This is a genomic window from Desulfovibrio cuneatus DSM 11391, from assembly GCF_000430005.1.
In the GTDB taxonomy this organism is placed as follows: domain Bacteria; phylum Desulfobacterota; class Desulfovibrionia; order Desulfovibrionales; family Desulfovibrionaceae; genus Frigididesulfovibrio; species Frigididesulfovibrio cuneatus.
In genome coordinates this window covers 137,102-163,515 of the sequence record NZ_AUCY01000004.1, presented here as the reverse complement: position 1 = coordinate 163,515, position 26,414 = coordinate 137,102, and the positions used below count along the sequence as shown (strand labels likewise).

24 protein-coding genes are annotated in these 26,414 nt (G+C 52.3%); 18 read left to right on the top strand and 6 right to left on the bottom strand.

Translation table 11 applies throughout. The annotated features are described in order from the left end of the window. The first annotated feature begins 40 nt into the window (after positions 1-40). The 18 genes from pgsA to G497_RS0100640 all read left to right on the top strand — a co-directional run bounded on the left by pgsA (position 41) and on the right by G497_RS0100640 (position 17,993). On the top strand, positions 41-625 hold the full coding sequence (gene pgsA / locus G497_RS16005) for a CDP-diacylglycerol--glycerol-3-phosphate 3-phosphatidyltransferase (RefSeq protein ID WP_051257693.1): 585 nt from the start codon (positions 41-43) through the stop codon (positions 623-625). Positions 626-648: 23 nt separating this feature from the next. Next, the gene (locus tag G497_RS0100725; RefSeq protein ID WP_027186708.1) at positions 649-927 is read left to right on the top strand and encodes a hypothetical protein; all 279 of its coding nucleotides are present in this window, start codon (positions 649-651) and stop codon (positions 925-927) included. A gap of 2 nt (positions 928-929) precedes the next feature. Further along, positions 930-1,256: an FtsB family cell division protein gene (locus tag G497_RS0100720; RefSeq protein ID WP_034635937.1), complete on the top strand. Its 327-nt coding sequence runs from the start codon at positions 930-932 to the stop codon at positions 1,254-1,256. Then, positions 1,240-2,349 (top strand): hypothetical protein, encoded by a 1,110-nt coding sequence (locus G497_RS0100715; protein ID WP_027186706.1) that lies wholly within the window; start codon positions 1,240-1,242, stop codon positions 2,347-2,349. Before G497_RS0100720 ends, G497_RS0100715 begins: the two co-directional genes overlap by 17 nt. Before the next feature lie 128 nt (positions 2,350-2,477). Then, a complete protein-coding gene (locus tag G497_RS16000; protein WP_156907861.1) occupies positions 2,478-3,260 on the top strand; it encodes a hypothetical protein in 783 nt (260 codons plus the stop codon). Between the two features lie 322 nt (positions 3,261-3,582). Next, the gene (gene fbp, locus G497_RS0100705; RefSeq protein WP_027186705.1) at positions 3,583-4,605 is read left to right on the top strand and encodes a class 1 fructose-bisphosphatase; all 1,023 of its coding nucleotides are present in this window, start codon (positions 3,583-3,585) and stop codon (positions 4,603-4,605) included. Positions 4,606-4,685: 80 nt separating this feature from the next. Continuing rightward, positions 4,686-5,837, top strand: coding sequence for a tRNA (adenosine(37)-N6)-threonylcarbamoyltransferase complex transferase subunit TsaD (locus G497_RS0100700; RefSeq protein ID WP_027186704.1), 1,152 nt, complete (start codon positions 4,686-4,688; stop codon positions 5,835-5,837). Positions 5,838-6,143: 306 nt separating this feature from the next. Then, positions 6,144-6,467 carry a thioredoxin gene (gene trxA / locus G497_RS0100695; RefSeq protein ID WP_027186703.1) on the top strand — a complete coding sequence of 108 codons (324 nt, stop codon included), beginning with the start codon at positions 6,144-6,146 and terminating at the stop codon, positions 6,465-6,467. Then, complete coding sequence (trxB, locus tag G497_RS0100690) at positions 6,467-7,381, top strand: thioredoxin-disulfide reductase (protein WP_027186702.1); 915 nt, start codon at positions 6,467-6,469, stop codon at positions 7,379-7,381. The genes trxA and trxB overlap by 1 nt, the downstream gene beginning before the upstream one ends. A gap of 1 nt (position 7,382) precedes the next feature. Beyond that, positions 7,383-8,117 (top strand): outer membrane protein assembly factor BamD, encoded by a 735-nt coding sequence (locus G497_RS0100685; RefSeq protein WP_027186701.1) that lies wholly within the window; start codon positions 7,383-7,385, stop codon positions 8,115-8,117. A 233-nt stretch (positions 8,118-8,350) separates the two neighbouring features. Next, positions 8,351-9,754 carry a 23S rRNA (uracil(1939)-C(5))-methyltransferase RlmD gene (gene rlmD, locus G497_RS0100680; protein ID WP_034635930.1) on the top strand — a complete coding sequence of 468 codons (1,404 nt, stop codon included), beginning with the start codon at positions 8,351-8,353 and terminating at the stop codon, positions 9,752-9,754. A 237-nt stretch (positions 9,755-9,991) separates the two neighbouring features. Further along, positions 9,992-10,396: a hypothetical protein gene (locus G497_RS0100675; protein ID WP_027186699.1), complete on the top strand. Its 405-nt coding sequence runs from the start codon at positions 9,992-9,994 to the stop codon at positions 10,394-10,396. Between the two features lie 521 nt (positions 10,397-10,917). Continuing rightward, positions 10,918-12,345, top strand: coding sequence for an RNA polymerase factor sigma-54 (gene rpoN / locus G497_RS0100670; RefSeq protein ID WP_027186698.1), 1,428 nt, complete (start codon positions 10,918-10,920; stop codon positions 12,343-12,345). Positions 12,346-12,551: 206 nt separating this feature from the next. Beyond that, positions 12,552-13,094: a ribosome hibernation-promoting factor, HPF/YfiA family gene (hpf, locus tag G497_RS0100665; RefSeq protein ID WP_027186697.1), complete on the top strand. Its 543-nt coding sequence runs from the start codon at positions 12,552-12,554 to the stop codon at positions 13,092-13,094. 177 nt (positions 13,095-13,271) lie between these two features. Then, positions 13,272-14,150, top strand: a complete 879-nt coding sequence (gene rapZ / locus G497_RS0100655) for an RNase adapter RapZ (RefSeq protein ID WP_027186696.1) — start codon at positions 13,272-13,274, stop codon at positions 14,148-14,150. Between the two features lie 79 nt (positions 14,151-14,229). After that, entirely contained in the window at positions 14,230-14,607 is a 378-nt protein-coding gene (locus G497_RS0100650) for a response regulator (protein WP_027186695.1), read from the top strand. Beyond that, positions 14,604-17,219: a PEP/pyruvate-binding domain-containing protein gene (locus G497_RS0100645; protein ID WP_051257684.1), complete on the top strand. Its 2,616-nt coding sequence runs from the start codon at positions 14,604-14,606 to the stop codon at positions 17,217-17,219. The genes G497_RS0100650 and G497_RS0100645 overlap by 4 nt, the downstream gene beginning before the upstream one ends. 354 nt (positions 17,220-17,573) lie before the next feature. Continuing rightward, positions 17,574-17,993: a hypothetical protein gene (locus G497_RS0100640; RefSeq protein ID WP_027186693.1), complete on the top strand. Its 420-nt coding sequence runs from the start codon at positions 17,574-17,576 to the stop codon at positions 17,991-17,993. A 409-nt stretch (positions 17,994-18,402) separates the two neighbouring features. Here the strand turns inward: G497_RS0100640 and G497_RS0100635 are convergent, their stop codons facing one another. The 6 genes from G497_RS0100635 to G497_RS0100605 form a co-directional block, all read right to left on the bottom strand. Beyond that, positions 18,403-19,695 (bottom strand): DUF401 family protein, encoded by a 1,293-nt coding sequence (locus G497_RS0100635; RefSeq protein ID WP_027186692.1) that lies wholly within the window; start codon positions 19,693-19,695, stop codon positions 18,403-18,405. Positions 19,696-19,983: 288 nt separating this feature from the next. Beyond that, a complete protein-coding gene (locus tag G497_RS15995) occupies positions 19,984-21,612 on the bottom strand; it encodes a sigma-54 interaction domain-containing protein (protein WP_034635926.1) in 1,629 nt (542 codons plus the stop codon). A gap of 532 nt (positions 21,613-22,144) precedes the next feature. Next, the gene (locus tag G497_RS0100620; RefSeq protein WP_027186691.1) at positions 22,145-22,738 is read right to left on the bottom strand and encodes a FumA C-terminus/TtdB family hydratase beta subunit; all 594 of its coding nucleotides are present in this window, start codon (positions 22,736-22,738) and stop codon (positions 22,145-22,147) included. A gap of 10 nt (positions 22,739-22,748) precedes the next feature. Continuing rightward, a complete protein-coding gene (locus tag G497_RS0100615) occupies positions 22,749-23,630 on the bottom strand; it encodes a fumarate hydratase (RefSeq protein ID WP_027186690.1) in 882 nt (293 codons plus the stop codon). Between the two features lie 34 nt (positions 23,631-23,664). Then, a complete protein-coding gene (locus G497_RS15990; RefSeq protein WP_051257683.1) occupies positions 23,665-25,065 on the bottom strand; it encodes a cytochrome b N-terminal domain-containing protein in 1,401 nt (466 codons plus the stop codon). After that, a complete protein-coding gene (locus G497_RS0100605; protein ID WP_027186689.1) occupies positions 25,065-26,348 on the bottom strand; it encodes a 2Fe-2S iron-sulfur cluster-binding protein in 1,284 nt (427 codons plus the stop codon). The genes G497_RS15990 and G497_RS0100605 overlap by 1 nt, the downstream gene beginning before the upstream one ends. Between the last annotated feature and the right edge of the window lie 66 nt (positions 26,349-26,414).

The window sequence follows — 26,414 nt, the reverse complement described above, 5'->3', positions numbered from 1 at the left end:
AAAACCTGGCAGGTTGCTAACATCGCTGTGGGTGCTGTTCATGGTTGTCTGGAACTTGCCTAATATACTCTCACTTTCGCGCATAGCGGTGGTGCCCATTATTCTGCTGTTTCTTGCCAGTGCAAGTTGGTGGGGGTGCTTTTTTGCTGCGCTGCTGTTTATTGCCGCAGCTCTTACCGATATGGTGGATGGCTACCTCGCCCGCAAGGCTGGGCAAATAACCAGCTTTGGCAAGTTTGTAGACCCCCTGGCCGATAAGGTGCTTATTTCCGCCGTGCTGGTTATGCTGGTGCAGCTCGGTTGGGTAGGTGGCTGGGTGGCCATTATTATTATTTCCCGCGACCTTATGGTTACAGGCCTTCGGGCCATTGCCGCCGATGAAGGCATGGTTATTGCCGCAGACAAATACGGAAAAATCAAAACCATTTTGCAAATTGTGGCCCTGGTGCCCCTTATGTTGCATTACCCGCTGTTTGGTTTGCCTTCACACCAAATTGGTACATGGTTGCTGTATCTTGCTACAGCGCTTACCGTGTATTCCGGCTGGAATTACTTTGCTGTGTTTTTTTACACCACCAAAGAGAAAAAACACCCTCACCAAGAGAATAAAACGAGCAGCCTGTAACGGTTGCCAAACCCGGAACGAAAATGCCCGCAGACAAACAACAGCTTGTGTTGCGCCTTCGCAACTGCCTGCAAACCATTCTTGAACTGGAAGAAGCGCTTTCCTGTTCCCACCTTGGTCCTGCCCTTGCCGAAGAAATGAAAACCCTGCGCCAGGCTTTTTCTCATATAGATGGCGTGCGCGTGGTTGAAGATGATGTGTGCCGAATAGAAGCTGCCACAGGAAAATTTTTGGCTGAAATTCAAGAGCCCCTTGGAAGTGGGCTGCAAACCCGGAAAGACCCCTTGCGGTTGTTGCAATAAATATGATAGCACGACAGGTGGCATTGGTTGTTTCCCTTCTTTTGAACGTGGTTCTTGTTTATAGTCTTGTGTGGGGGGAACAGGGTGTTCTTGCTTACAGAGGGTTAAAAACGTTTCACGACCGCCTGACAAGCCAAATTGCCGAGCTTGACGAAAAGAACATTTTGTTAAGTCAGGAAATCAGATTATTGCAATCTGATGACAAGTATGTTGAGAAAGTGGTGAGAAATCGTTTGAACTATGTTAGGGAAACCGAAATCCTGTATATCTTCCCTGAGCAAAAAGCTCACGAAAGGCCAGGAGTGGCTGCGGATGAAACAAAAGATTGAATGGTATCGTGAAGTATTGGCACTAGAGCCAGGTTCCCGCGTCTTTTTTCCATTGGCGCGTCTTTTGGCTTCTGACGGGCAGCTTCCCGTTGCTATAAGTACATTGCAACAAGGCATTGTACACCACCCCGATCACGTAGAGGCACGCCTTCTGCTTATTGAGTTTCTGCTTCTGGCTGGCAACCAAACTGCCGCAGAAGGAGAAGCAAGCGAGCTAGGGCGTCTTTTTTCGGCTTACCCTGCATTCTGGGGCGCCTGGAGCAACATTCTTTCCGCCAAACCGGGTATGCGTGATGCTGCCCTTGCCATGCGTGTTGTGGGCCTTGCTTTGCAAGGCAAAACAATTTCGTGGGGTGCCATTATGGAACAAGGCCTTGCTGCCCTTACGGGCGCTGCTTTGCCCCCTGTGGTGCATGGTGCCCATAGCCACCACGGCGCTGCTGCCCATGAAGCAGCCCACGCGTATGCTGCCAGTGCGGCACCAAAAGTACCGTCCCACCCGGCACGTGTTGCAGAGGTTCATGAAGCCCCTGCCCCTCATGTTGTGCACGACGCGCCGCAAACCCCGGCGGTTGAGGCTGCACTTGACAGCACCCTTGACCTTGGCGATGGCTTTGAGGCTGACTCGGACCTTGTTTTTGACGAGCAGCAACACCAGCCAGAAGCCCCCGCTGCGGTGGCTGCCCCTGCATCGGAGCTGCCTGTGTTTGAAGATGGTTCTGGTGCATTTGCCCCAGTACCTGAAAAACAGATTAGTGCCGGGCATGACCTTGCACCTGCCCTGGAAGAAGGGGGGGATGAAGGGGATGAGGAAGGAGAGGAAGAGCCTTTTTCCATTCGCACTCGTTCCATGGCTGAAGTGCTTGCCGAACAAGGCGATTTTGCCGGTGCTGCTGAAATTTATGGTGAACTTGCCACCCATGCTCCTGAAGCTGAAAAGGGCGAGTTGCTTGAACGCATGACCGAATTGCAAGGCCGAAGTGCTGCTGTACCTGCTGGCCAAGAAGCTGACAGCGCAAGCACCGGGCACAGCAGCAAGTTAGCCGATTTGCTGGAATCGCTTGCTCAGCGCTTGGAAAACCGTGCCCATTAATGTGGCGGGCAGGTGGTTTATTCATTTTTTTGCAAATCCTCAAAGCCGACCCCTTGCGCCGCATCACTGTGCGTTTGCCGTTCGGTGAGTTGAGCTTTCTCAACGTGTCCATCCATAAGGAGTTGTCTGTGCGTCGTTTATCCTCTGTATTTCTTTTGCTGGCATTTTTCGCGGCAGGTTGTTCCGGCAATCAAACTACCAGAGAAGCTTGGAAATATACTGTAAAGCAGTATAAAAGCTATCTGAACACTCCGGCCAGCCTGGATATGGACGCAAAAGGCGACGGCGAGGAGTACCACTTTGCCTTGGGTGAAACGGCGAGGGATATTGACAGGGAACTGAGTGGTATGATGCGTGCCATTGAAAATAGTGGCCGTGATGTTGATGCAGAATGGGTATTTGAGGTAATGCAGCGCTTCCCCTGGCTTACAGGCGTAGCCCTTGTGGACGGTGAAGGGAAAGTGATTGCCCATTACCCTGAATACGCCGGGAAAGATTTTGACGCTACCCCGCTGTTGCAGGCAGACCCCAAGCAAGGCATGGCCGCACTGCGTGGGTATGCCCGCCAGGAAGGCGACCACACCAGCATTTATGTGGGGAACCCGGTGTTCCGTGGTGAAGAAATGCGTGGCCTTGTTGTAGCCCGGTTCGACCCGCGTAACCTGCTTATGAAGTCTCCCAACCCCGGTGGGTTCTCCATTGCATCCAGCCAGGGTGTTCTGTGGGCAGGCAACGGTGGTGCTGCGGGTAGCATGAACTGGGAAGAAGAAGTACGCAAGCATTCCAGTGGCCATGTGGGCAGCTCTGGCAGTGGGTTTTATTGGGTAACCCGTTATGTGGGCAACCTGCCGCTGGTGTACATTATTCCTGATTCTGCTTCTTCTTCTGCCAAGGCAAAGAAGGCTGAATAAGTTTTTTGCATAGAGTATCCCTTGCGAAACGGCCAAGGGGACAACCAATAAACAAATGCTGTCAGGAGTTGCTGATTCACTGGCAAGAGAATAACGGCGGGCAAAGCTCGCCGTTTGAGCGTGCACCACATGCCCTTGCCGTGTAACCGTTCAGCGAGAGCATGTAAACGTTGAGAATGTATATTCACCTGCCATATACTGCATGGAACTTTACATTGTAACGTATTGTTATAATGTAATAAAACGACACGCTTCGCGGGTGTTCGCGTTGCGTCCACCGAGCCATTTCAAAGTGAAATTGCTCTAATGAAAAGGAACAGCCATGGAAGCTGGATCTACCAAACAAATTACCGTGGTGGAGCATTTGCTTTTGCACCAGAAAAAGTCCCCTGCTGCAACGGGTAAGTTTACCCAGTTGCTGTATGACCTTATTCTGGCAGCCAAGCTGATTACGCGAAGCGTGAATAAGGCTGGCCTGCTGGACGTACTGGGGGGCACCGGGGAAGTGAATGTACAGGGTGAAAATGTGCAGAAGTTGGATGAATATGCCAACCAGGTGCTCATTCACCGTTTGGAACGCAGTGGGGCACTGTGCCTGATGGCTTCGGAAGAAAACCCGGAACCTATTTCCATTCCTTCCCATTTGCCCAAGGGCGACTATATTCTGGTTTTTGACCCCTTGGATGGTTCCAGCAATATTGATGTGAACATCAACGTGGGCACCATTTTTTCCATTATGCGCCGTAAAAGTGCCAGCACTAGCGAGGTAAACCCCAACGAATTGCTGCAACCGGGCTACCAGCAGGTGGCAGCAGGGTACTTCCTGTATGGGCCTTCCACCATGATGGTATACAGCACGGGGCAAGGGGTGCATGGCTTTACCCTGGACCCCAGCGTGGGCGAATTTCTGCTTTCCCACCCCAACATGACCATTCCAAATTCTGGGGCCATCTATTCGGTAAACGAAGGAAACCACGCTTACTGGGACGCCCCCACACGCCGCATTGTAGAATCGTTTAAAGCGCATGATAACCCACAAAAAAAGCCCTACAGCACGCGCTATGTGGGTTCCCTTGTAGCCGATTTTCACCGTACCCTGCAATATGGTGGTGTGTTCATGTATCCGCTGGACCACAAAAATCCGGAAGCGCCACGGGGCAAGCTGCGCCTTTTGTGCGAAGCTTCCCCCCTGGCCTTTCTTGCGGAGCAGGCAGGGGGCGCTGCCAGCAGTGGCACCGGGCGTATTCTTGAAATTGTGCCGGAAAAGTTGCACCAGCGGGTGCCCTTGTACATTGGGGCAAAGGCCGACGTAGCCTTTGCTGAAGCCCAATTGCGCCAAGGGTAAATTCATGGTGTCATGTGGTTTTTGCGCGGCGTTTCCGTCTGGTTCTGGCAATGCACTTACCCCTTGCATGCGAGGTGCCTGTGCTTTGCTTGGGAATTGAAACTTCATGTGATGATACGTGCGTTGCCCTTGTGGAAAATGGCCAACTGCGTGCGCAATTGGCCGCTTCCCAGGCCCGGGTGCATGCGCTTTTTGGCGGGGTTGTGCCTGAGCTCGCTTCGCGCGAGCACCACAGGCTGCTTGGTTTGCTGTTCGATACCCTTATGGCGGATGAAGGCCTTGCTCCCAACCATCTGGACTGCATCAGCGTTGCCCGTGGCCCTGGCCTTTTGGGAAGCCTGCTGGTGGGGGTTGCCTTTGCCAAAGGCCTCAGCCTTGGCACCGGGGCGAAGCTTGTGGGGGTAAACCATTTGCATGCCCATTTGCTGGCTTATGGGCTGGAACAGCCCCTGGTGTTCCCCGCCCTTGGGTTGCTGGTTTCTGGGGGGCACACACACCTGTATGCCATGCACAGCCCCACGCAGTTTACCGTGCTTGGCAAAACCCTGGATGATGCTGCGGGTGAAGCCTTTGACAAAGCCGGGAAAATGATGGGTTTGCCTTACCCCGCCGGGGTGCATATTGACACGCTGGCCCGTGAAGCTGCCCATGCCAATGCAAAGGCAGCCAGCTTGGGGCAGAGTTCAACTGGGGCAACCCAAAAAACAGGCCAGGGCAAGCCAGGGCGTATAGGCCATATGTTCCCCAGGCCTTACTTGGACAATGATACCCTTGATTTCAGCTTTAGCGGTTTAAAAACCTCTATGTCAGTTTTTTGGGCAAAGCACCCTTTGCCCGCAGTGCGTTGGAACCCCGCCACCGGAGAGGTGGAAACACCTGAACAGGGCAGGGCAGAGCTTGGCAGCGTATGCGCAGCCTATTCCCAGGCCGTGGTGGACACACTGGTGGAAAAAACACGCCGAGCCTTGCAACGCCAACCAGGCGTGCAGGGGCTTGTTCTTGCGGGAGGGGTAGCGGCAAACAGCATGTTGCGCAATGCCATGCAGGTTTTGGCTGCGGAACATGGCCTGCCCTTTTTGGCCCCAAGCCCTGCGTTATGCGCAGACAATGCCGCCATGGTAGCTTTTTTGGGCTGGCTCTTGGCAAAAGAGGGTTTTTATCATACTCTCTCTTTTGAAGCTATTCCTAGGGGAAAAGCTGTGCCCAACGACTGGCACCATTTTGGGGTATGACAACCCTTTGCCTGTTTTCGTGCTGGCTTGCAGGGGCTTTGCGTCCCTTGCAAAACAGCATATAGCAAGGCTGGCACTTGACAGTGCCGCATAAGACTTTTATTTTAAGAAGAGTCTTTAACGGCACCTCGTAATTTTTCGGCGCACATGAAGTTAGCGTGCCTTCTGAATAAGGTCGTTTTGGGCTTTTATGCGTCGGTTAACGAGATGCCGGACTCATTGTGATGAACGTCAGAAGCTGTATACGCCCCAACAGGTGCACACAGCCCTGTTTGAACCTATCGCCAACGGTAAGGAGATGCTATCATGGCACACGCTGTTACAGATGCCACCTTTGATGCTGAAGTAACCCAGGCTTCCCAGCCTGTTCTTGTAGATTTTTGGGCACCCTGGTGCGGTCCTTGCCGTGCTCTCACCCCTGTGGTGGACGAGCTTGCAGAAGAGTTTAAGGGCCAAGTGAGCATTGTGAAAATGAATGTGGACGAAAACCCGGTTACCCCTGGCAAGTTCAGCATTCGTGCTATTCCCACCCTTATTCTGTTTAAAGACGGCAAAGTTGTTGAACAGGTAACAGGGGCCATTTCCAAAGCACACCTGAAAGACTTGTTGAACCAAAAGGCACTTGGCTAATGGCACGATATGATTCTCTCGTTATCGGGGGAGGGCCTGCGGGGCTTTCCGCTGCTTTGTACCTGGCTCGTTTTGGGCTTACGGTAGCTATTGTGGAAAAGCTTGCTCATGGTGGGCTTATGCTGCTTACCGACGATATCGAGAATTACCCAGGCTTCCCCAAAGGGATTAAAGGGTACGAATTGTCTGATGCGCTTTCTGCACACCTGGAGCCGTACCCCATTGACCGCATACGTGGCGAAATTACTGCCCTGCATGCGGAAACATCACCCAAGCGCGTGCGCGTGGATGATGAATGGATTGAGGCAGATTCCATCGTTGTTGCTTCTGGTGTGGTATACCGCAACCTTGGCGTACCAGGGGAAGAAAAGTTTATTGGCAAGGGCATTTCTTATTGTGCCCTGTGCGATGGTAACTTCTTTCGTGGGCAGCCTGTTGCTGTGGTAGGGGGCGGGAACACAGCCCTTGAAGAATCGCTCTACCTTGCCAGACTTGTTTCAGACGTTCACCTTGTGCACCGGCGTGATTCCTTCCGTGGTGCTCCTGTTTACCAGGAGCGGGTTAAGAAAACGGAAAATATCCATGTGGAGTATGACTCTGTCATTACTGCATTGCATGGGGAAACTGGCCTTGAGGGCGTGACAGTGAGAAATGTCAAAACTGGTGAGGAACACTACCTTGCAGTGAATGGCCTTTTTGTGTTTATTGGATTTTTGCCTGCTGGTGGCTATTTGCCGCCAGAGCTGAACCGCGACGCCAACGGCTTTATTGTAACTGACTGCGAAATGCGCACAAATATTCCTGGCGTGTTTGCTGCTGGGGATATTCGCTCCAAAGCATGTCGGCAAGTAGCCACAGCCGTGGGTGACGGGGTCACTGCGGCTAACTCCGCCTACCTCTACCTGGGACACTAGCATGGCTCTAACATCTACGCGTTTGCTTTGCATTGCCTTATTTACCGTTTTTCTTTCCGGTTGTGGCGTTATTGACTATTTTTACCTGCCCCCCCCGGAAGATACCGCCCAAGAATTGTTTGAGGCTGGCAATGAAGCCATGCGAGAAAAAAACTACGTTACAGCTGCGGACTATTATACCCGCTTGAAGGATAACTATCCTTTCAGCCCGTATACCATTGAAGCTGAACTTTCCTTGGCCGACAGTTATTTTCTGGATGAAGAATGGGGCCAGGCCTCTGATGCATATAAAGAATTTGAAGGTATGCACCCCCGGCATGAAGCCATTCCTTACGTGCTGTTCCAAATTGGTATGTCCAACATGAATGGTTACCCTTCCATTGACAGACCAATTGGGCCTGTTGAAGAAGCGTATTCCTACTTTGCCCGGCTGCGTGAAAGTTACCCCGGAACAGAGTATGCTGACACTTCAACCCAAAAAATGGCAGAAGCACGCCGCCTTATGGCAGAGTCTGAATTGTTCTATGGCGACTTTTATTACCGCCAGAAGCGCTATACTTCAGCCCTTTCCCGCTACCAGTACATTGTAGACCACTACAGCGATGTGCCGGAAATTTACGACCATGCCGCTGAAAAGGCGAAAGCGACATTCGTATTGGCACGGGAGCAGGAAGCAGAAGAAACCCGCGAAACCCGCGAAGGTTCGTTCTGGAAATCAGTCAAAGACTTTTTCTAGGGCACTTCCAGGTGCACGGGTGGGGGCAAGGAAGCTACCGCGTATAGCAGCGTTTCCTTTTCACCCTGCAATGAGCAAATGAGCAAGACAGGCTGGCTGCGTAATGCGGGCAGCCTGTCTTTTTCCCGGTGCAATAAGTACTAGAACTTGTTGCAACTACAGGGAATTGATTCCCTGTAGTGTTTTTGAGTAACACGCCTCGTTGCCCTGCAGCCAGGCATGAAGGATTAATTATGACAAATGAAGCAGGCACCCCCATGTTAGAGGTTGGCCAGCGTATAGAACCGCTTGAGATTATTGACATGACTGTTCAGGGGGGTGGGGTAGCCCGCCACCAGGGGCAAGTGGTCTTTTTGGAAAGCGGTATTTTGGGCGAAACGGTGGCAGCGCGGGTTACCCAGGTGAAGAAGCGTGTGGTGCAAGCCTCTGTGGAAGAAGTGCTGAGCCCTTCCCCCCATGCTGTGGCCCCAACGTGCCCGCACTTTGCCCTGTGTGGCGGCTGTAGCTGGCAGAACCTCTCTCTTGCGGCACAGCATGAATGGAAACAGCGCCACGTGCGGGAAACCCTTGCCCGCATTGGAAAAACGGTGGTTGATGTAGCCCCTGTGGCAGCTTCCCCTCTCTCCCTTGGGTTTCGCAACAAGGTTGCCTTTGCTTTTGCAAAGGGGCCGGAAGGGACTCCTGTGCTGGGTCTTCGCCAAAAGGGTTCCCACAACTTGGTGGAAGTAGACCATTGTCCTTTGTTGCCTGAGCGGGGCAGGGCGGTGCTGCAAGCTGTGCGCCAGTTGCTGGAAGCCCGGCCCATTCCGGCATATTCTGGGCCTGAAGGCTATTTACGTTTTCTCGTGTTGCACCTTCCACAGTATGCCCCGGAAGGGCTTGAGCAATGTGTGGTGGAAATTATCACAGCCCCGGCCAACTTTGCAGGCAACAAACAGTACGTTGAACCTGTGCATATTCTGGCGGACGCCCTGGTGGCCAATACCGAACTGGGCATTTCCGGAGTGGCCCACACACAACGCAAAGACCGCGCCGCTATTGCCCAAGGGGAGAAAGTTGTCTATGTGGCAGGGGTCGGTGCATACCTTGAGGAAATAGGGCACATTACCCTTTCTGCCCCGCATTCTGTTTTCCTGCAAACTAACACTGGTGCTGCTGGGGTGCTCTTTGCCGCAGTAGCGGAAGCCGCAGCCCTGACGGGTGAAGAAAAAGTGTGGGATCTCTATTGCGGTGTTGGTTCTGTAGGGTTGTTTTTGGGTGAAAAGGCCGCCAGCGTGCGCGGTTTTGATATTCAGCCCGAAGCCGTTGGGGCTGCCAACAGCAATGCCAAGCGGTTAAAGCTGCGCCGTTGCAAGTTCAAGGCAGGCGAAATGGAAAAATTGCTTGGGGCAGAAGAAGAAACCCCGGATGTGATTGTGGTAGACCCCCCTCGCGCCGGGCTGGATGCTGCTGTGGTGCGTATTTTGCGGGAAAGCACGGCGAAAAAGCTTATTTATATTTCGTGCGACATTGGCACACAAGCACGCGATGTTGCCCTGCTTCAACCATGGTGGCAGGCTGAGCGGGCCATTCCTGTGGATATGTTCCCCCATACGCCGCATGTGGAGAATATTTTGGTACTTACCCGCCAGAGCTAGAAAAACGCTCATATATTCCGTTTGGCTAGGCAAATGTAATCTCATTACTGCCTAATGCTATATGTAATCGCAGTACTTCGCTGTTTCAGGGAACGCTTTGGGCCAAAGGGCCAGGCGTTCCCTTTTGTTATGGCGGTTCCTACCCTGCTGTGCTATGCAAAAGAAAAGAGTACATATTATCATAAATACGTAAAACCCGGTGTGCAATAGGCTTATGGCCTAACCAAAGGAGGACCCATGAACCAAGAGTTACAGGTGTTTTTGCAGGATTGGAGTGCTGATACCCTTGGCGTAAAACCTGTGTTTGATGCCTGCTATGCAGCACTTGCGGCATTGCCAGGGGTTACTTTGGAATTTAAGGGCCGCCCGGGGGTAAGCTATTCTTTGCGGGCAAAGCATACTGCCCAAAGCAACCGGCCTCTGTTTGTGCTGGTGGATGTTATTGATGATGCCCCTGCCGCCCGTTGGCTTTCCGTGTGCTTTTACGCCAACCTGGTTACAGACCCGCAAGAGCGGGGGGACGTGGTTCCCGGTGGTCTCATGGGGGAAGATGCCTGCTGTTTTGATGTGGAAGGGCCGGAGGCTGGCGACTATTTGCTTGCTCGCCTGCAAGAGGCCTATTTGGCCGCTGCCAAGGGGTAAGGGAAACAGTTTGTAACTCCATAAATGCCATGGTGCCCGGTGGTTTGCCGGGCAGGGTATGGCAGGTGCGGCTTTTTAACCGGTGAAATGCGCTATGCGTGTTTTCTGAGAAAATGCAGGCACCTGCCTTGTGGCGCTGTGGGGGGGAAATTTAAATGTAAGCGCAACCATTGATTAAATAGCGTTTCCCTAATTTTTCCAAACATTATGCGTAAATTGTACACTGTTTTGCAGCCCGTAATGCCATTTACGTAGCCAAAGCTTGCCTTAAGATCTCATTTGTGGCATAATACTTGCTAAGACGTGTTGTGCAGCTCAGTCGCTTCATTCTGGTTTGTCTGTTAGAGAGCATTTTACACGTGAAATAGTCGTTAAACGGCGAGCAAAGCCCGCCTATGTCTATTTGACGAGACACGTTATTCGTTCATTGTTCTTGTAAAAGGCATTGGCGCAGCATCGCAGGAAGATAATTTCGGCACTTCCCCTAGGTGGTGGCCGGCAAGGTTGCAAAGGATAGTTTTATGGCTTTGGAATTACGGCAACAGCTTAAATTGACGCAACAACTGGTGATGACCCCCCAGTTGCAGCAGGCCATTCGTCTGTTACAGCTTTCACGCCTGGAGCTTATGGAAACTGTACAGCAAGAGCTTTTGGAAAATCCGTTTTTAGAAGAAGCCATGGAAGAAGTGCCCATAGCACGGGATGAAATTTCAACCCTTTCCAAAACCGATGCTGATGAAGGCTATACACGCGAAATTACACAAAATGCCGATTGGGAAGATTACCTGGGGGAATTTTCCAGCACCTCCCGGCAGGCTTCTATGCGCGAATTTGAAGCCGCAGAAGAAGGCCTTGCCTATGATGCCCGCTATGCCACAAAACCCACATTGCAAGGCCACCTTATGTGGCAGCTACGTCTTTCCAACCTGAAAGAAGAGCAAAAGGAAATTGGCGAGGTTATCATTCAGAACCTTGACCATTCTGGCTATTTGCATGCTTCCCTGGCCGAGCTTGCGGAAATGAGTGGCCGCACCGAAGAAGCTGTGGAAGAGGTGGTGCTGCAAATTCAGCGCTTCGACCCTGTGGGCATTGCTTCCAGAACACCACAAGAATGCCTGCTAACCCAGCTTGCCGTGCTGCGCTACGACAGGGACCCTATTCTGGTTGCCCTTGTTACCGAGCACCTTGAAGACCTTCAAACCAAGCGCTATAAGCCCATTTTGCGCAAGTTCAAGCTAACCCCGGAAGATTTGCGAGAATACCTGGATATTATTCAAACCCTGGACCCTATGCCTGGTGCCATGTTTGGTGAAGGGGATGCACACTACATTTCACCGGATGTATTTGTTTACCCACTGGATAATGAATTTATTATTGTACTGAATGAAGAAGGCATACCCCACTTGCAGCTTTCCTCCTGGTATGAGGATTCCCTGAAAGCTGCCAATGATACGGACAAAGAGTATATTCTTGAAAAGATGCGCTCTGCTTCGTGGCTGATTAAAAGCCTGTACCAGCGCCAGCGTACCTTGTATAAGGTCATGGAAAGTATTGTTAAGTATCAGCACGCCTTTTTTGAACGAGGGGTTTCTTTTTTGCGGCCTCTTATTTTGAAAGATATTGCCGACGATATCGGCATGCATGAATCCACTGTAAGCCGTATTACTTCCAACAAATATGCGGCAACGCCCCATGGCATGTTTGAGTTAAAGTATTTCTTTAATAGTGCCTTGGCCCTGGAAGATGGTACTGAAGTGGGTTCTGAAAGCGTTAAGGCGCTCATCAAGAAATATATTGATGACGAGGATGCAAAATCTCCTCTCAGCGACGACGCTATTGCCGAAATGCTCAAAGATGCGTTAAAGGTAACCATAGCCAGACGCACAGTTGCCAAATACCGCACCGCGCTTGATATTCCTTCTTCCTCAAAACGGCGTGCGTTTTTTTAGGAAAGTAATACCAATTTCAGGGACCATTGCCAGAAATGGTATTACGACGTTTGCGTAAGCAAGCGACTAAAAACGAAAGTTTTGGAGGAGCAAGGCGGCTGTGCCGCCGTGAGTGGCTCTCCACATGGAAACGCCAGCTTTACTTAGCAATGGAATACAGCGCTTTATCCACCTTTTGTTGCTCAATGAGTTAAGGAGGAAACGCCATGAACTTCAACATTACCTTCAAAGACTTCACACCCTCAGACCATTTGCGAAAGTATGCAGAACAGCGCCTTGGCAAGCTTGGGCGCTTTTTGGGAAAAGCGGAAAACGCCAACATTCATGTGGTGCTTTCTGTTGGTAAACTTGGGCAGAAAGCTGATGTGCGCATAACGGCAGACCACTTGGACGTTACCGGCACAGAAGTTTCCCAGGATATGTATGCCTCCATTGATATGGTGCTTGATACCGTTACCGCCCAGGTGAAAAAGCTGAGCGAGCGGCGCATTGATAAAAAACGCCGAGCCGGCAAAGAGCGTGATGACCTTGCCGCGGAACGTTACGTACTGAGCGGAAAAGGTGAAGGCAGGCAGCTTGCCCTGGAAGGGGAAGAGGTTGCAGACCCGTTACTGCCCGAAGAAGCTGCAGAAAAACTGCAACGCGAGGGCTTGGAACACATTGTGTTTTTGCATGCGGAATACCTTACGGTGCACATGATATACCGCAAAGCCAACGGAGAACTGTACCTTATTGAAATGACTGAATAACCTTAGTGCAGGGCACCTGTTGTGCGATTGTTGCCAACGGGTGCCCTGCTTTACTGTTACGCATACAGGAGCAGTGGGCAGCAGCTAGGCCCTGGTGGAATGCTGCAAGGTGGAAGAAGCTTTTGGGTACATAACCAAGTAACACCCCAAAGCGCGGGGCGCGCAAAGGCATGTTTCATGGGCCAACATTTTCCTGTTATTATTGTCACTGGCCTTTCTGGCTCTGGCAAAAGTACCGCGCTTAATGTGTTTGAAGACATGGGGTTTGTTGCGGTAGATGGCCTGCCAGTTTCTTTTGCCCCGCAGGTGCCTGGCATGTTCACTTCTGAGCAGGGGGTGGAATACAAAGGCCTTGTGTTTGGTATGGACCTGCGGCGCAGCGAGTTTATTGCTGATTATCATAAAGCTTTGGAAGCGTTGCAAGAACAAGGTGTTACACCGCAGCTTGTTTTTCTGGAAGCGCAGCAAGATGTGCTTTTGAAGCGCTATGCTGCAACACGGCGGCCCCACCCGCTGGAACGTGAAGGGGTGGGCCTTGAACGGGCCCTTACCCTTGAACGCAGCCGTATGCAGCCCCTGCGCGACAGTGCAGACCTTATTATTGACTCCTCCTTCTATTCCATACACGACCTGCGCCGGGCCTTGCAGGAAAAATGGCAAACTCTGGAACAAAGCGCCCATTCCTTGCGCCTGCACCTGACAAGTTTTGGCTTTAAGTATGGTGCCCCGGCAGATGCAGACATGATGTTCGACTTGCGTTTTTTACCAAACCCTTACTTTGTGCCAGAATTAAAGCCTCTTTCCGGTAAAAACGCAGGGGTAAGCCAGTATGTTCTGAACAGCACAGCAGGGGCAGCCTTCTTTGCAAAATTGCAAGAATTTTTGGATTTTACATTTAAGCAGAATGAACAGGAAGGGCGTTTTCGCCTGAGCGTTGCCATTGGCTGTACCGGGGGCAGGCACCGTTCTGTAGCCATGGTGGAAGCCCTGGCCTTGGTTTTCCGGCAAAAGCAGTATGCGGTGAGTGTTGAACACCGACACCTGGAGCTTGGCTAACCTGCACAGCTTTTTGCTGTTGCATTACGGTTTCTGGTATGCTGGGGCGCACAAAACAAGGTCTATTCAAGGGGGTGCTATGCATATTTTACTTGTTGATGATGAAGCTGACTACCTGGAACTGATGAAAAACCGTTTGGAAAAACGGGGCTTTCAGGTAACCACCGCTGAAAGTGGACTGCATGCCCTGGCTGCCATTGAAAAAGAAGCTTTTGATGTGGCTGTTCTCGATGTAAAAATGACAGGCATGGATGGGCTTGAGGTGCTGCGCCGCATAAAGGCGACTCACCCGGAGGTGGAAGTTATTTTACTTTCCGGGCATGCCAGCTTGGAAAGCGCAGTGTTGGGGGTGGAAACGGGTGCGGCAGATTACCTGCTGAAGCCTGTGCCCATTAATGATCTTATTGAGCGGTTGAATGATGTAGTGAATAAAAAGAAACCCCATGGTGTGCAATGAAATTTGTACAGTTTTTCAAAAAGCTGTTGGGCAAAGCAGGGCAACCCCCGTTAAGCCATGATGAAGAAGAAATATTTCGCCAGGCTTTTAAAACCAGGGGAGACAACTTCAAGCTGCTGCTTTCCGCCAACAAGCGTGCCCTGGAAGCTGTTGCTGGCATGGAAGAAGCCATGCGCGGGAGTTATTTTTTCAGCCTGAGCCATGTGCGTGCCCATTGCACCACGGTTACGGTGAATGTGTATAATATGATAAAATATTTGAATGTGTTAACAGGAAACCGCGAACACAAAGAATTGTTTGAACGCTGGAAGATTATTCAGGAACGTATTCAGGCAGAACTTGCCCCCAAGGTGTTTCCTTCCGGGGGGCCTTTGGTTATTTCTCTTGATACGCTCAACGCCAGTTTTTCCCATGAAGTAGGCGACAAAATGGCAAGCCTTGGGGAAGCTTCCCAAAAGCTTGGGCGGCGTATTCCCGCAGGGTTTGTGGTTACGGCCAGTGGGTTCCGTCGGTTTGTGGAAGCCACAGGGTTGCATGAAGAAATTCCCCGCCTTATTCAAATGACAGACCTGACCCAACTGGATGCCATGTTTGCGTTAAGTGAACGCCTGCAAGCCCTGGTGCTGGCTGCCACTATTCCGCAAGATTTGGAAGACGCCATTTTGGGCGAATACAAAAAGCTGGTGGCCCAACATGGCCCTATGCACCTTGCGGTGCGCAGCAGTGCCATTGGGGAGGATAGCCCCGGCGTTTCTTTTGCTGGTCAATACCGGAGCGAGTTGAACATAACCGGGGAAAACCTGCTGAAAACCTACAAGCTGGTGGTGGCAAGCAAATACTGCGTTACAGCCATGTCCTACCGTTTGAACCGTGGTATTCCTGATGATGAAGTGCCTATGTGTGTGGGGTGCATGAGCATGGTGCAGGCCACTTCCGGAGGAGTGGTGTACAGCCAGGACCCCACCCAGCCAGAAGGCAGGGTGGTGATTAATGCTGTGCCAGGTTTGCCCAAGGCTGTGGTGGACGGCACTGCTGAACTTGATGTGTTCCATGTAAGCCGCACTCCCCCTTACGAAATTTTAGAGCAGCGCATTAGCCTGAAAAAAGAGCGTTTGTTGTGTTCCAGTGGCGAAGGTATAATAGTAGCCCCTGTTCCGCAGGAAGAAGCCGATACACCGAGCCTGACCCCGCAACAGGTGCATGAGCTGGCAACCATTGCCATGGAATTTGAAGCCTTTTATGGCATGCCCCAAGATATTGAATGGGCCTATGACCAAGCGGGCACCCTCATTTTGCTGCAAAGCCGCCCCTTGCAAAATTCCCACCAGGAAGCAGCCGTGCCCCCGCCTCCCGCTGGGCATGTGCCCGTGCTGGAAAAAGGGGTGTGCGCCAGCCTGGGGGTGTGTTCCGGCCCGGTGGTGGTGGTGCGCCGCGATGGCGACATGGTGAACTTCCCCAAGGGGGGGATTCTACTGGTGGAGCAAGCCCACTCGCGCTGGGCCCCTGTGCTTTCCCGCGCCAGTGGTGTTATTAGCGAATTGGGGGGCACCGCAGGCCACCTTGCCAGCGTGGCCAGGGAATATGGCATTCCTGCCCTTTTTGGAGTGGAAGGTGCCCTGGAAGTGTTGCAACCAGGCCAGGAAGTGACCCTGGAAGCTGCCGCTTGCCGCGTGTATGCTGGTAAAGTGGACGTTGTGCTGGCACGGGAAACCCATACGCCAAAGTCGCTGTTTGCTGGCTCGCCAGTCTATACGGTGCTGGCAAAAGCCATGAGCCACATAGCCCCACTGCACTTGCTTTATCCGGAATCGCCCACGTTTGCTCCGGCCTATTGTGAAACCATGCACGACATTACCCGCTATTGCCATGAAAAAGCGGTGGAAGAAATGTTCCGTGTGGATGAAAATCTGTTTGCCGGGCGTTGTGGTAAGCAGTTGCGGTACAAAGGCAGTAAGCTTCAGTATTTTGTGGTGAACCTGGGGGCAGGGTTTTGTTCCTCCGTGGAAGGAAAGTACCTGGACGTTGAAAAGGTGTGCAGTATGCCCATGTTGGCCTTGTGGCAAGGTATGATAGCCGTGCCCTGGGCAGGGCCACCAGCAGCAAGTGTGCGTGGCTTCTTTTCTGTTATGGCGGAAAGCGCATCCAACCCGGACCTGGAAATAACCAGTTCTTCCATGCGCATGACACGCAACTACTTCATGATAGACAAGGAATACTGTAACCTGCAAGCCAGTTTTGGCTACCATTTTTGCACGGTGGAAGCCCAAACAGGGCAGTTGGAGCAGGAAAACTATGTGAGTTTTCATTTTAAGGGTGGGGCCGCCAACATGGACCGCCGCCGCCGCCGTGTGCATATGGTGGCAGACGTATTGGCGGAAAATGGCTTTATTGTGGATGTGAAGGAAGATGCCGTTTCCGCTAGGGCAGAAGATTTGAGCGCTGCAGATGCCTGCACCCTGCTGGCTATTTTAGGGTACCTCATTATCCATACCCGGCAAATGGATGCTTCACTCCATGGCGAAGATGCCCGCAATACCTTTGCCGACCTGCTTCGCAAAGGCATTGCCGAAACGCTCCGCAAGTATCAGGCGCCACCGCAACTGGTTGATTAACCACTGGTATTGTTGTCAAAAAAGCCCTGATAAGGGCTTTTTTGTATTGCAAGGGCTGGCGCATCTGCTTGGACGTGGAAGCGACAACTTGTGGATGCAGGCAGTGCCTGAATAAAAATGCTCTAGATAAAATCTTGATTTTAGCGATGCTGGCTGGTATCCTAAAACAAATTTCAATACTGTCCGGCTATTTTTTGTTCCAGGGCAGGCTTTTTATTCAACGAAGAGACACAAAGAAGTGAATTGAGAGGCAAACGACTCGCTATGCGAGGTGATTTTGCCAGCAAAATCACCCCACTGTTGCCCGGATTTGAGCCGGACAGCATTGAAGTAATTTACATAACAGGAGCGGCTATGCCTCAAGTAGCGGCAAGAATAAATAACGAACAGGAACAATGGCTTAAAGAATACTTTCGGACAAAAAGTGCCGGAGCAGAGTTCATTCTTCCCTGGGCGGTGGATACTTTTTTCCGGGCTATGGCCGGGCTTAAACAGCAATTTACCAGCCCTGAACTGAAAGTGATTGTGGATGCCCATAAAGATTTACGACTTATGCCAGACACCGCTAAAATTACCTATTTGCTTGTGCGGGTCGGGGATATGTGTGAGCGGTTTGCCTTGCATGAAAAGCACAATGTAGGGCGTGACGCCCTGGAAGCCAAAATAAAACGCCTGGACGACACCCAAGCCACAGCGCTTATGGTGTGGGCTTCGGCTTACTGGGTAAGCCGTGAATGTTCAGCCCAAACCCTGGAGCGTTACGTGGCAAGTTAGGCCGCTGTGTGGGAACAGGACTGCATTACCAACAAGCGCATTGCCTGGAGCGGGGCAGTGAGGCTGTAGAATACGGGCAGCCGGTGCCTGTGAATGAAGTTTGAAAGAGAATGCGTTGTGAAGTGCTATTAAGGCACTTTTTTGTTTTAGAGTAGGTTACGCTGAGAGTTCATTCAAACAAATGGGCTTTTACCCCATGGTTCGGGTAAAAGCCCATTGTTTTTGGCATAATAGTGGTCTTTATCGTTTCTTATACCAAGTTGCAATCAATGGGGATATAATCCCCCTTGATTGCAAAGAGTCGCCCGGCAGCAAAGCTGCCGTGGCTCCTGCGTAAGCTTCGCTTACGGTCGCCTGCCCGTGCAGGCTCCTCATACCAAGTTACAACCCTACAGGTTGCAACTTGGTATTAAAACGTTGCTCCGGCAAAATGCAGGCAAAGTACCCATGCCACGCTACCTAAAAAAAGTATGAGCAAGGGCAGGGGCAGCACGCGCCACACGTTGTGCATGGGCGTTTTAAAATAGTCTGCCGTTACCACCAGGCATACGTGCAAGGGGGAAAGCAGTTGCCCGCAGTTGCCTGCGGCCAGGGCCAGAATCATCAGAGGGACGGCGTGTTCCTGTAAACCGGCTTGAGCAAGCGTGCCAATAAGAATGGGAAAGGAAGCTCCCACAAAACCCACCATAATGCCGGTAAGCAAGCCGCACACAAACGGGAGTATGATGAACAGGGCATACAGGGCCACTCCGTTGTTCCCAATGTGGGCTATTGCCTGCACAATACCACTGGCTTCAATAACATCTTTAAAATAGAAAATACCGTACACCAGTAAAATAAGGCGTGGGGCATTGGCATTGAGAAAAATGGGCCGAAGCGGGCCAGAAGTCGTCTTCCGCCCCTGCCACAGGGCAATGACCAACCCGAGCAACAGTGAGAGCAAAAATGGCAACTGGGAAGGAACGTTGAGCGTTGCCATGTCAAAAAGAAGGGAAAATACTCCGGCACCCAGCAGTGTTACCAGCAGTGGCAGGGCTTCAGCCAACACAAGGTGAACAGGGGTGCAGGGCCCGGCGGCAGGTTTACTGGCGGAAAGACATTGCTTTGGCAGGTAAAACAGCCAGCCTATGATTGCGGAAAGTAGCACCATGGGAAAGGTAAAGGCGGCAAGGCGGGAAAGGGGCAGGTGCAGCAGGGAACTTGCCAGAATGTAGCCAGGGTAGAGGGGCCAGGAGACTTCCCAAATATGGCGAAACCAGTAATTGATGGTTCCCTTTTCTTTTTGGCTGAGGCCCATGGGCTGGGCGGATTGTTCCAGCATGGGGCAGGAAATGAGCGCCCCACCCGGCATGGGCAAAAGGCCAATAAGTGCGGGGAATACGGCAAGGCGTAAGCGGGGGGAAAGAATTCGTTCTTCAAGCATTGCCACCAAACGGGCCGTTTGGCCGGAAATTGCCTGCACCCCGGAAAGCGCCAGAATAAGGTATAAAATGCCAGAGAGCAGCACAAAACTTGGGTCAGCCAGGGGGCGCAATGCCAGTTCCAGCATGGACAGAACAGGAATGTGGGTGAAGGCAGCAAGACTGCCCGCCCCGGCCAGAATGGCAAGCCACAAGGGGAGCTTACGCCACACGCACAGTAAAACAACGCCAAACACGGCAAACAGCGTAGCAAATGCAATGGCAGTAGGGGAAAACAGCATGAGTAAACCTGCAAGACGGGAGAATGCCCGGTAACATAATGTGGGCGAGCAAAAGGCTACTGGCAACAAAAAAGCCAGCAAACGTGCAGGCTTGCATGGCCATTATGCCCAAAATGCAATAGTGGTGCTTCCTGCGCTTACATAAACAAAAATACGGTAGTACACAAGGGGATGGTAACACAAAGGCAAAATAGCTTTGGGTTGACTATTCGTCGGAAAATGATGCAAACGCACGCAACGCACCGTGTTGCAATGGCGTTACTGCTGCAAAAAACTGCACAACTGCTGTTAGCGTTGAAAATGTTTGGGGTTAATGCCGTGTTTTTTCAGCTTGTACTGAAGGGTGGAGCGGGGCACACATAAAAGGCTAGCCGCCCCCAATTTGCCGCTGATGCGGCCATTAACTATGGTAAGGATGCGTTCAATGTGTTTTTTTTCTGCAGAATTCAGGCTGTGCCCTTGGTGTGCCGTGGTGGAGGTGCCCACAGTAGTGTGGTCCTGCGCTGGTGCACAATAGCTGGAGTGGTAATATCCTATGGCTTGTGCGTGTTCCGGGCTGTTCTGGCTACTGCTTTGTTCCAGCAGGGGGCGTACCTTGTCTGGTCCAATTTCTCCCCCAGGGTGCAGAATAAGCAGCCGGGCCACCAGGTTTGAAAGTTCGCGCACATTGCCAGGCCAATGATATTCTTGCAGCATGTGCAAGGCTTCCGGGTGGAAGGTGGCAGGAGCACACGTCATATCACCTGCATGAATGTGCATGAGGTGCCCCAGCATGGGGGCGAGCTCGCCTTCCCTGTCGCGCAGGGGGGGCACTTGCACTGTGGTAACCCCAAGCCGATAAAAAAGATCGCGCCGGAAGCGCCCGTCGCGCATCAGGTGGTGCAGGTCGGCATTGGTGGCAGAAATACAGCGGGCGTTAATGCTGATGGAGCGGTTTTCCCCCACCCGTTCCAGCTTTGCGTCTTGTAGTACATGCAAAAGCTTGGCTTGAAGGATAATGTCCAAATCCCCTATTTCATCCAGAAAAATACTGCCTTTGTCGGCCAGTTCAAAACGGCCTACCCTGCCACTGGCCGCACCAGTAAATGCCCCTTTGGCATGGCCGAAGAGTTCGCTTTCAAACAGGGTGGGGGAAAGGGCCGGGCAGTTCACCTTGACAAAATTGAAGGTTTTGCGGGGGCTGTAGCGATGAATAAAGCGGGCGACAAATTCCTTGCCTGTTCCAGTTTCGCCGCAAATAAGGACAGAAGCATCGCTTTTGGCCAGCAGGCGAATTTGCCCCATAAGGGAATTCATGGTGGAGCATTGGAAAAAGAAGCGTGAATCTGCGTGTTGCGGGCTGTCTTCCCCGCTCAGCAGGGTGCCCACCTGTTTATGCAGGTCTTCATTGCGCTTGTTCAGCTTGGCATGAATAAGCATGTTTGCCACGGCCAATGCCACCTGACCGGACATTTTTTCAAGAGAGACACGAAGCTCTTCAGACCATTCATCCAGGTTGCGGGCAAAGGAAATGGAGAGAGCCCCAATGGGTTTGTTGCGATTGAGCAGGGGAAATACCATGGAAGAGCGCAGCCCGGCATCAAGCATTAATTGAATGCCTTCATCTTCAGCGTACTCTTTCAGCCGGGGAATGATAACAGGTTCACGTGTGGTAATGGCCCTGCGTGCCAAAGGGCCGCGAATGGGCGCCTGTTCTTCGCTGTCCATGCGGGTTACGCGAATGCCTTCGGAGCGGGCAAACCAGGAAAGGCTGTCTGTTTCATGCTCATAAATGGTCAGGCTGCACCTGTCGCAATGCAGTATGGATTGCAATGCCTTTGCCAGGGAGCGGAACAGCCCTTCGGGTGTTACTTCGCGCACCAGAATATTATTGATTTCCAGTAATGTCTGGTAGAGTGAATCAGAGAGGTGTCGCATCTCTTTCCTCCAGCGGTAATGCATGGCTCTGTCAGGGAGGAGCAGAACACTTCTTTTGGAAACGCTGCGTTATTCTGTTTGGGGGCTTTGCTTCATTTTCTCTGCTCGAGCTTCGTGGGTATGTATGGTGAGCAAAGCTGCCCATACCCTCCACTCCCGCTCCACGGCTCGTTGTGCTCGCGACTGCCGTAGGCTGTAATGAAACAGTCGAGGACGGAAGGGTTGACTCGGCCCGTTCTGGGCCTTGGCCTTCGGTTCTCGCTCTGCGGGCAGTTTCCAATTCCGCTTGCCTACGGAATTGCCAGCACCCGCCTCAAAAAAAAGCTTGAGCCTTGCCAAACGAAACACTGAGCGTTTCCAAACGACTACTAACTCATTGTTGCCGAATCAGCGTACCATTTTCAATACTCGTTGCCTAGGGTCTTTTCCCGTGTCTCCCAAAATACTAGAGTGGTTGAGGCGAGAGTGCGGGCACAAAGGGAATGGCAAAGGGCTTGGGAAGGCAATGCCCCCCCAAACCCTACAATAGTACCTATATGACACCGAGTTTTTTGTATATTTCTGGTAGCTTTTCCTTGATTTTGGCACCCACTTCTTCATAAAGGTGGCGCCCGTGGCTATCCATAGCCACGGTCAGGGGGCCAAAGTTTTTTACGCGAAAACGGTACAACGCTTCCGGGTGCAATTCTTCAAAATATACGGCTTCCACTTCTTCAATCTGTTCTGTTTCAAGGGAGGCAGCCCCGCCCACAATGGCAAGGTATACTGCCCCGTACTTTTGCATGGCATCCAGGCTGCCCTGGTAAAGCCCCCCCTTGCCAATAATGGCCCGCACTCCGTATTGGCCGATAAGCCCAGGGGTAAATCGGTCCATACGGGTGCTGGTGGTGGTGCCCACACATATTTTTTCCCATTTGTCGCCCACCCGGCGCAAGCTTGGGGCGGTGTGAATGCAGGGCATACCCGTAAGGTCCACTGGGGGTGGGTTGCCTTTGTCGAATATATGAATCTGGGTCAGGTCGCGAATGCCAAACAGGGGGCCGTCAAAGTAGACAATATCCCCGGCATTGAGGCTACGAATGACCTCTTCGGAAAAAGGCGACGTCAGGTGGTGCGTTTTACTCATGGCGTTCTCCTTAATACCCGTAGGTAACGTTGCCCGAGGGGGTAATAATGGCGCGTGCCCTGCGGGCAGGCCAGCACTGGGTGTTCACGGCCACCGGGTTTTGCGTAATGTGCGTATAGGCCGCCTCAATATGTACCGCCAGGCAGGAAATGTCGCCGCCAAGCCCCATGGGGCCACGGCCTGTGGCGTTAATGGCTTCTTCCAGCTCTATTTCCATTTCCGCAAGCATGGGGTCTGGGTTGCGTTGGCCCACGGGGCGAACAATGGCGTCTTTGGCCAGCTTCATAACCAGGTCGGCAGTACCCCCAAGGCCAACACCAATAATGCCAGGGGGGCAGGGGTTGGCACCACTTTCAATGACCGTATCCAGAATAAACTTTTTCACCGCTTTAATGCCGTGTTGCGGGTAAAACATTTGCATTTTGCTCATGTTTTCCGAACCAGACCCCTTGGGAACCATCAGAATATCCAAGGTGTCCACGTCGTCTGCAAAGTCATAGTAAATAACGGGCAGGCCGGGGCCCACGGATGTTTGGGGGTTGATGCGGGTAATGGTGTGGGTGGAACTGCTGCGGAAGGGAAATTCCTGGGTGGCCCGGCGGGCCCCTTCAGACAGGCATTTTTTGATGGCAGCGCCATTCCAATTGTATTTGGACCCGATTTTTACCTTGTAAATGGGAAGGCCAGTATCTTGGCACAGCAGCGTTTTTTTGGTGTCTGCAATGTCTATGGCTTTGAATATGGCATCAAACACACTGCGGGCCGCCGGGTTTGTTTCCTTGGCATAGGCGTTTTTCAGGGCAATGCGCACATCGGGTGGCAGTTCGCACAGGGCTTTAATATACAGCTGCTTGGCTGCTTCTTCCACAATGCTATAATCGAGTTCTTTCATCGTTCACTCCTTGCCTATGAGGCTGCTGAATAAACTATTTTTTCTTTAGGATATCGGCGGTGGAAACTTCCACCGGAGTAACGCCCTTGGTAAAATGCAGCGAGAGGAGAAAGGCGGAAAGGTCAGCCAGTTCCTGCGGCGTTAGCTCGTAGGCTGGCATGGTGCTGGAAGCCAATATGGAGGTAGGCTTTTTAATGTAGTTGGAAAGGTATTCTGCCGTGCGGCCTTTGCGCACCATGTTGCTCATGTCCGGGCCAGTGCGGTGCCCACCCTTGCCCATGATGTTGTGGCAATAAGAGCATTCGCGCTCCACAAACACGGCAAGCCCGGCCTGCTGTTCTTTGGTGAGCGGGGTAGAGGGAATGACAACGGTTTTATTGTAGGGGGCTGCGTCGGAGTAAGCCATAACCGTAAGGAACACCACACACAGAATAAAAGTGGTGCCAATGGCCATGGAAATGGGCCTGTTGACCATGCCTTTCATGCGGCTTTCGCTGATAAAGGGCACCAGCAGCAGCAAGGCCACCCCGCCCACAGGAAGGAGCAGGCTGCCTGCCATTTCCCATGCGCCGGAAAAATAGGTCAACAACTGGAACAGCCACATATAGTACCATTCAGGCCGGGGCAAGTAGTCTGCTATAAAGGTGCCTGCTTTTTCTTCCAGCGGGGCAGGAATGAACGCTGCCAGCAGGAACAGTGCCCCCACAACTACCCCAAAGCCCAGCATGGTGCGGCTCATGTGCTCGGGGAAAAAGCGATACGGAATGCCTGTTTCGGGGGGTAATTTTTCCCCGGCAAGGCGTTCACGTGGGTCGGAAAGGTTGTGCAGGCGAATAAAGTAAATGTGTATTGCTGCAAACAGCAGCAGGCAGGCAGGCAACACCAGGGTGTGCACGGAGTAAAAGCGGGTCAGGGTAAAGCCCGACATGCCTTCCCCCCCCAGAATAAAGCGGGAAATATAGCCGCCCACCAGGGGGTACTGGCTGGGAATGTTGGCACCTACCACTGTGGCCCAGTAAGCCTTCATGTCCCAGGGCAGCAGGTAGCCCGTAAAACCAAGGCCCAGTACTATAAGGAACAAAAAAGCCCCGGTAAGCCATGTGCCCTGGCGCGGGGCAAGGTAAGCCCCGTGCAGGTAGGTCACCATAAGGTGGCAGAAGACCAGCAACACCATGGCCCCTGCACCCCAGTGGTGTAGCCCGCGCACAATGTTGCCCATGGGCACTTCATTGGAAATGAACTGCACGGAAAGCCAGGCTTTGTCTGGTGAAGGAACATAGTAAAACGCCAGCACCATGCCTGTGAGCACAAGAATGCCAAAGGTAAGGGCGCACAGGGTACCAAGAATGGCGCTCCAACCTGTGCCTTCAGGCAGTTTTTTGTAGAGGAATGGCTTGAGATGGGTTTCCCAGCCAATATTCTTTTTGAAGCTCATTACACCACCTCCACCTTGATAATACCGTCTTCAATTTTCCAGGGCAGGCGGTCCAGCCCGCGCGGTGGCGGCCCGGCAAGCACGTTGCCATCTTTATCAAAAGCACCGCCGTGGCAGGCGCACTTAAAACGGGCTGAAAGGGGGTCCCAGGCAACAGAACACCCAAGGTGGGGGCAACTGCTGCTAAAGCACAGGAATTCTGTTTCCGAATCACGGCGTACCAGAATGGGTGCATTCACGGCAGCGCTGTGGAACCCCTGGGTGCGGGTATAGCTGAGCATGATGGTGCTGATGCCGCCCACGGGGAAATCTTTCAGCGTTCCAGCGGGCACCCACTGCTTGGGGTTGGAAGCCAGTGTGGGGGCAACCGCCGCAACACCCAGTACCCCGGCAATACCCACAGAGCTGGCAATACCCACCATGCCTGCCGCCGTTTTCAAAAAACTCCGGCGGGAAGGGTCTGCCGCGTGCCCGGCCTTACAGCAGCAGGGGGTGTCAGGTTCTTCCTTGGGTGGTTTTGGGGGCAGTTCTTCTGCCGGGTGGGCCTCCAGTGGCTTCAATTCTTTCAGGTGGGTTACTGCCAGGCGTTGAATATACTTGATGGAGCGTGTGCCGCTGATCTGTTTTGGGCATACTTCCGTACAGTTAAATTCTGTGCGGCAATTGTAGCAGGACTCCAGGGCACGGGTAAGGCGAGGCACGAACAGCGCGTCGCGTTCGTCTGCCAGCAGGGTAAAGGCCCGGTTCAGGGCTGCGGGGCCAGCATACCCTTCATGGTTATTCACCATGGTACAGCTTGAAACGCAGCAGCCGCAGGCAATACAGTCGGTGGCCATGCCAATGTCCACCCGCTTTGGGTCGTCTGCCTTAATAATATACGGCTCATCATGCTTCATTTTGGGTTCAAAAAAGGGCAGGGCGTCTTCATATTTGGTGAAGAATGGCCCCATGTCCACAACCAGGTCTTTAATGACGGGGAAGTGGTTCAGGGGGCGCAGGGTAATGTCCTGCCCCGCAGGCAGGTGGCTTACGTTGGTTTTGCAGGCAAGGCCTTCCCTGCCGTTAATAACCATGCCGCACGAGCCACACATATTCACCCGGCATGCATAGCGAAAGGAAATGGAAGGGTCCTGTTCTTTCTGAATGCGAATGAGCACATCCAGAATGGTGGTAATGGCAGGGTTTTCAATGTTCAGATCATAGGTGCTGAACTGCCCTTCCCCACCTTTTTCCGGGTCGTAGCGATATATTTTAACCTTTCGCAAGGTTTGTTTGGACTGCATGATGCTTGCTCCTTCAGTAGCACAATTTCACTTTGAAACTGCTCGGTGGGCGTGTCATTTACGAGA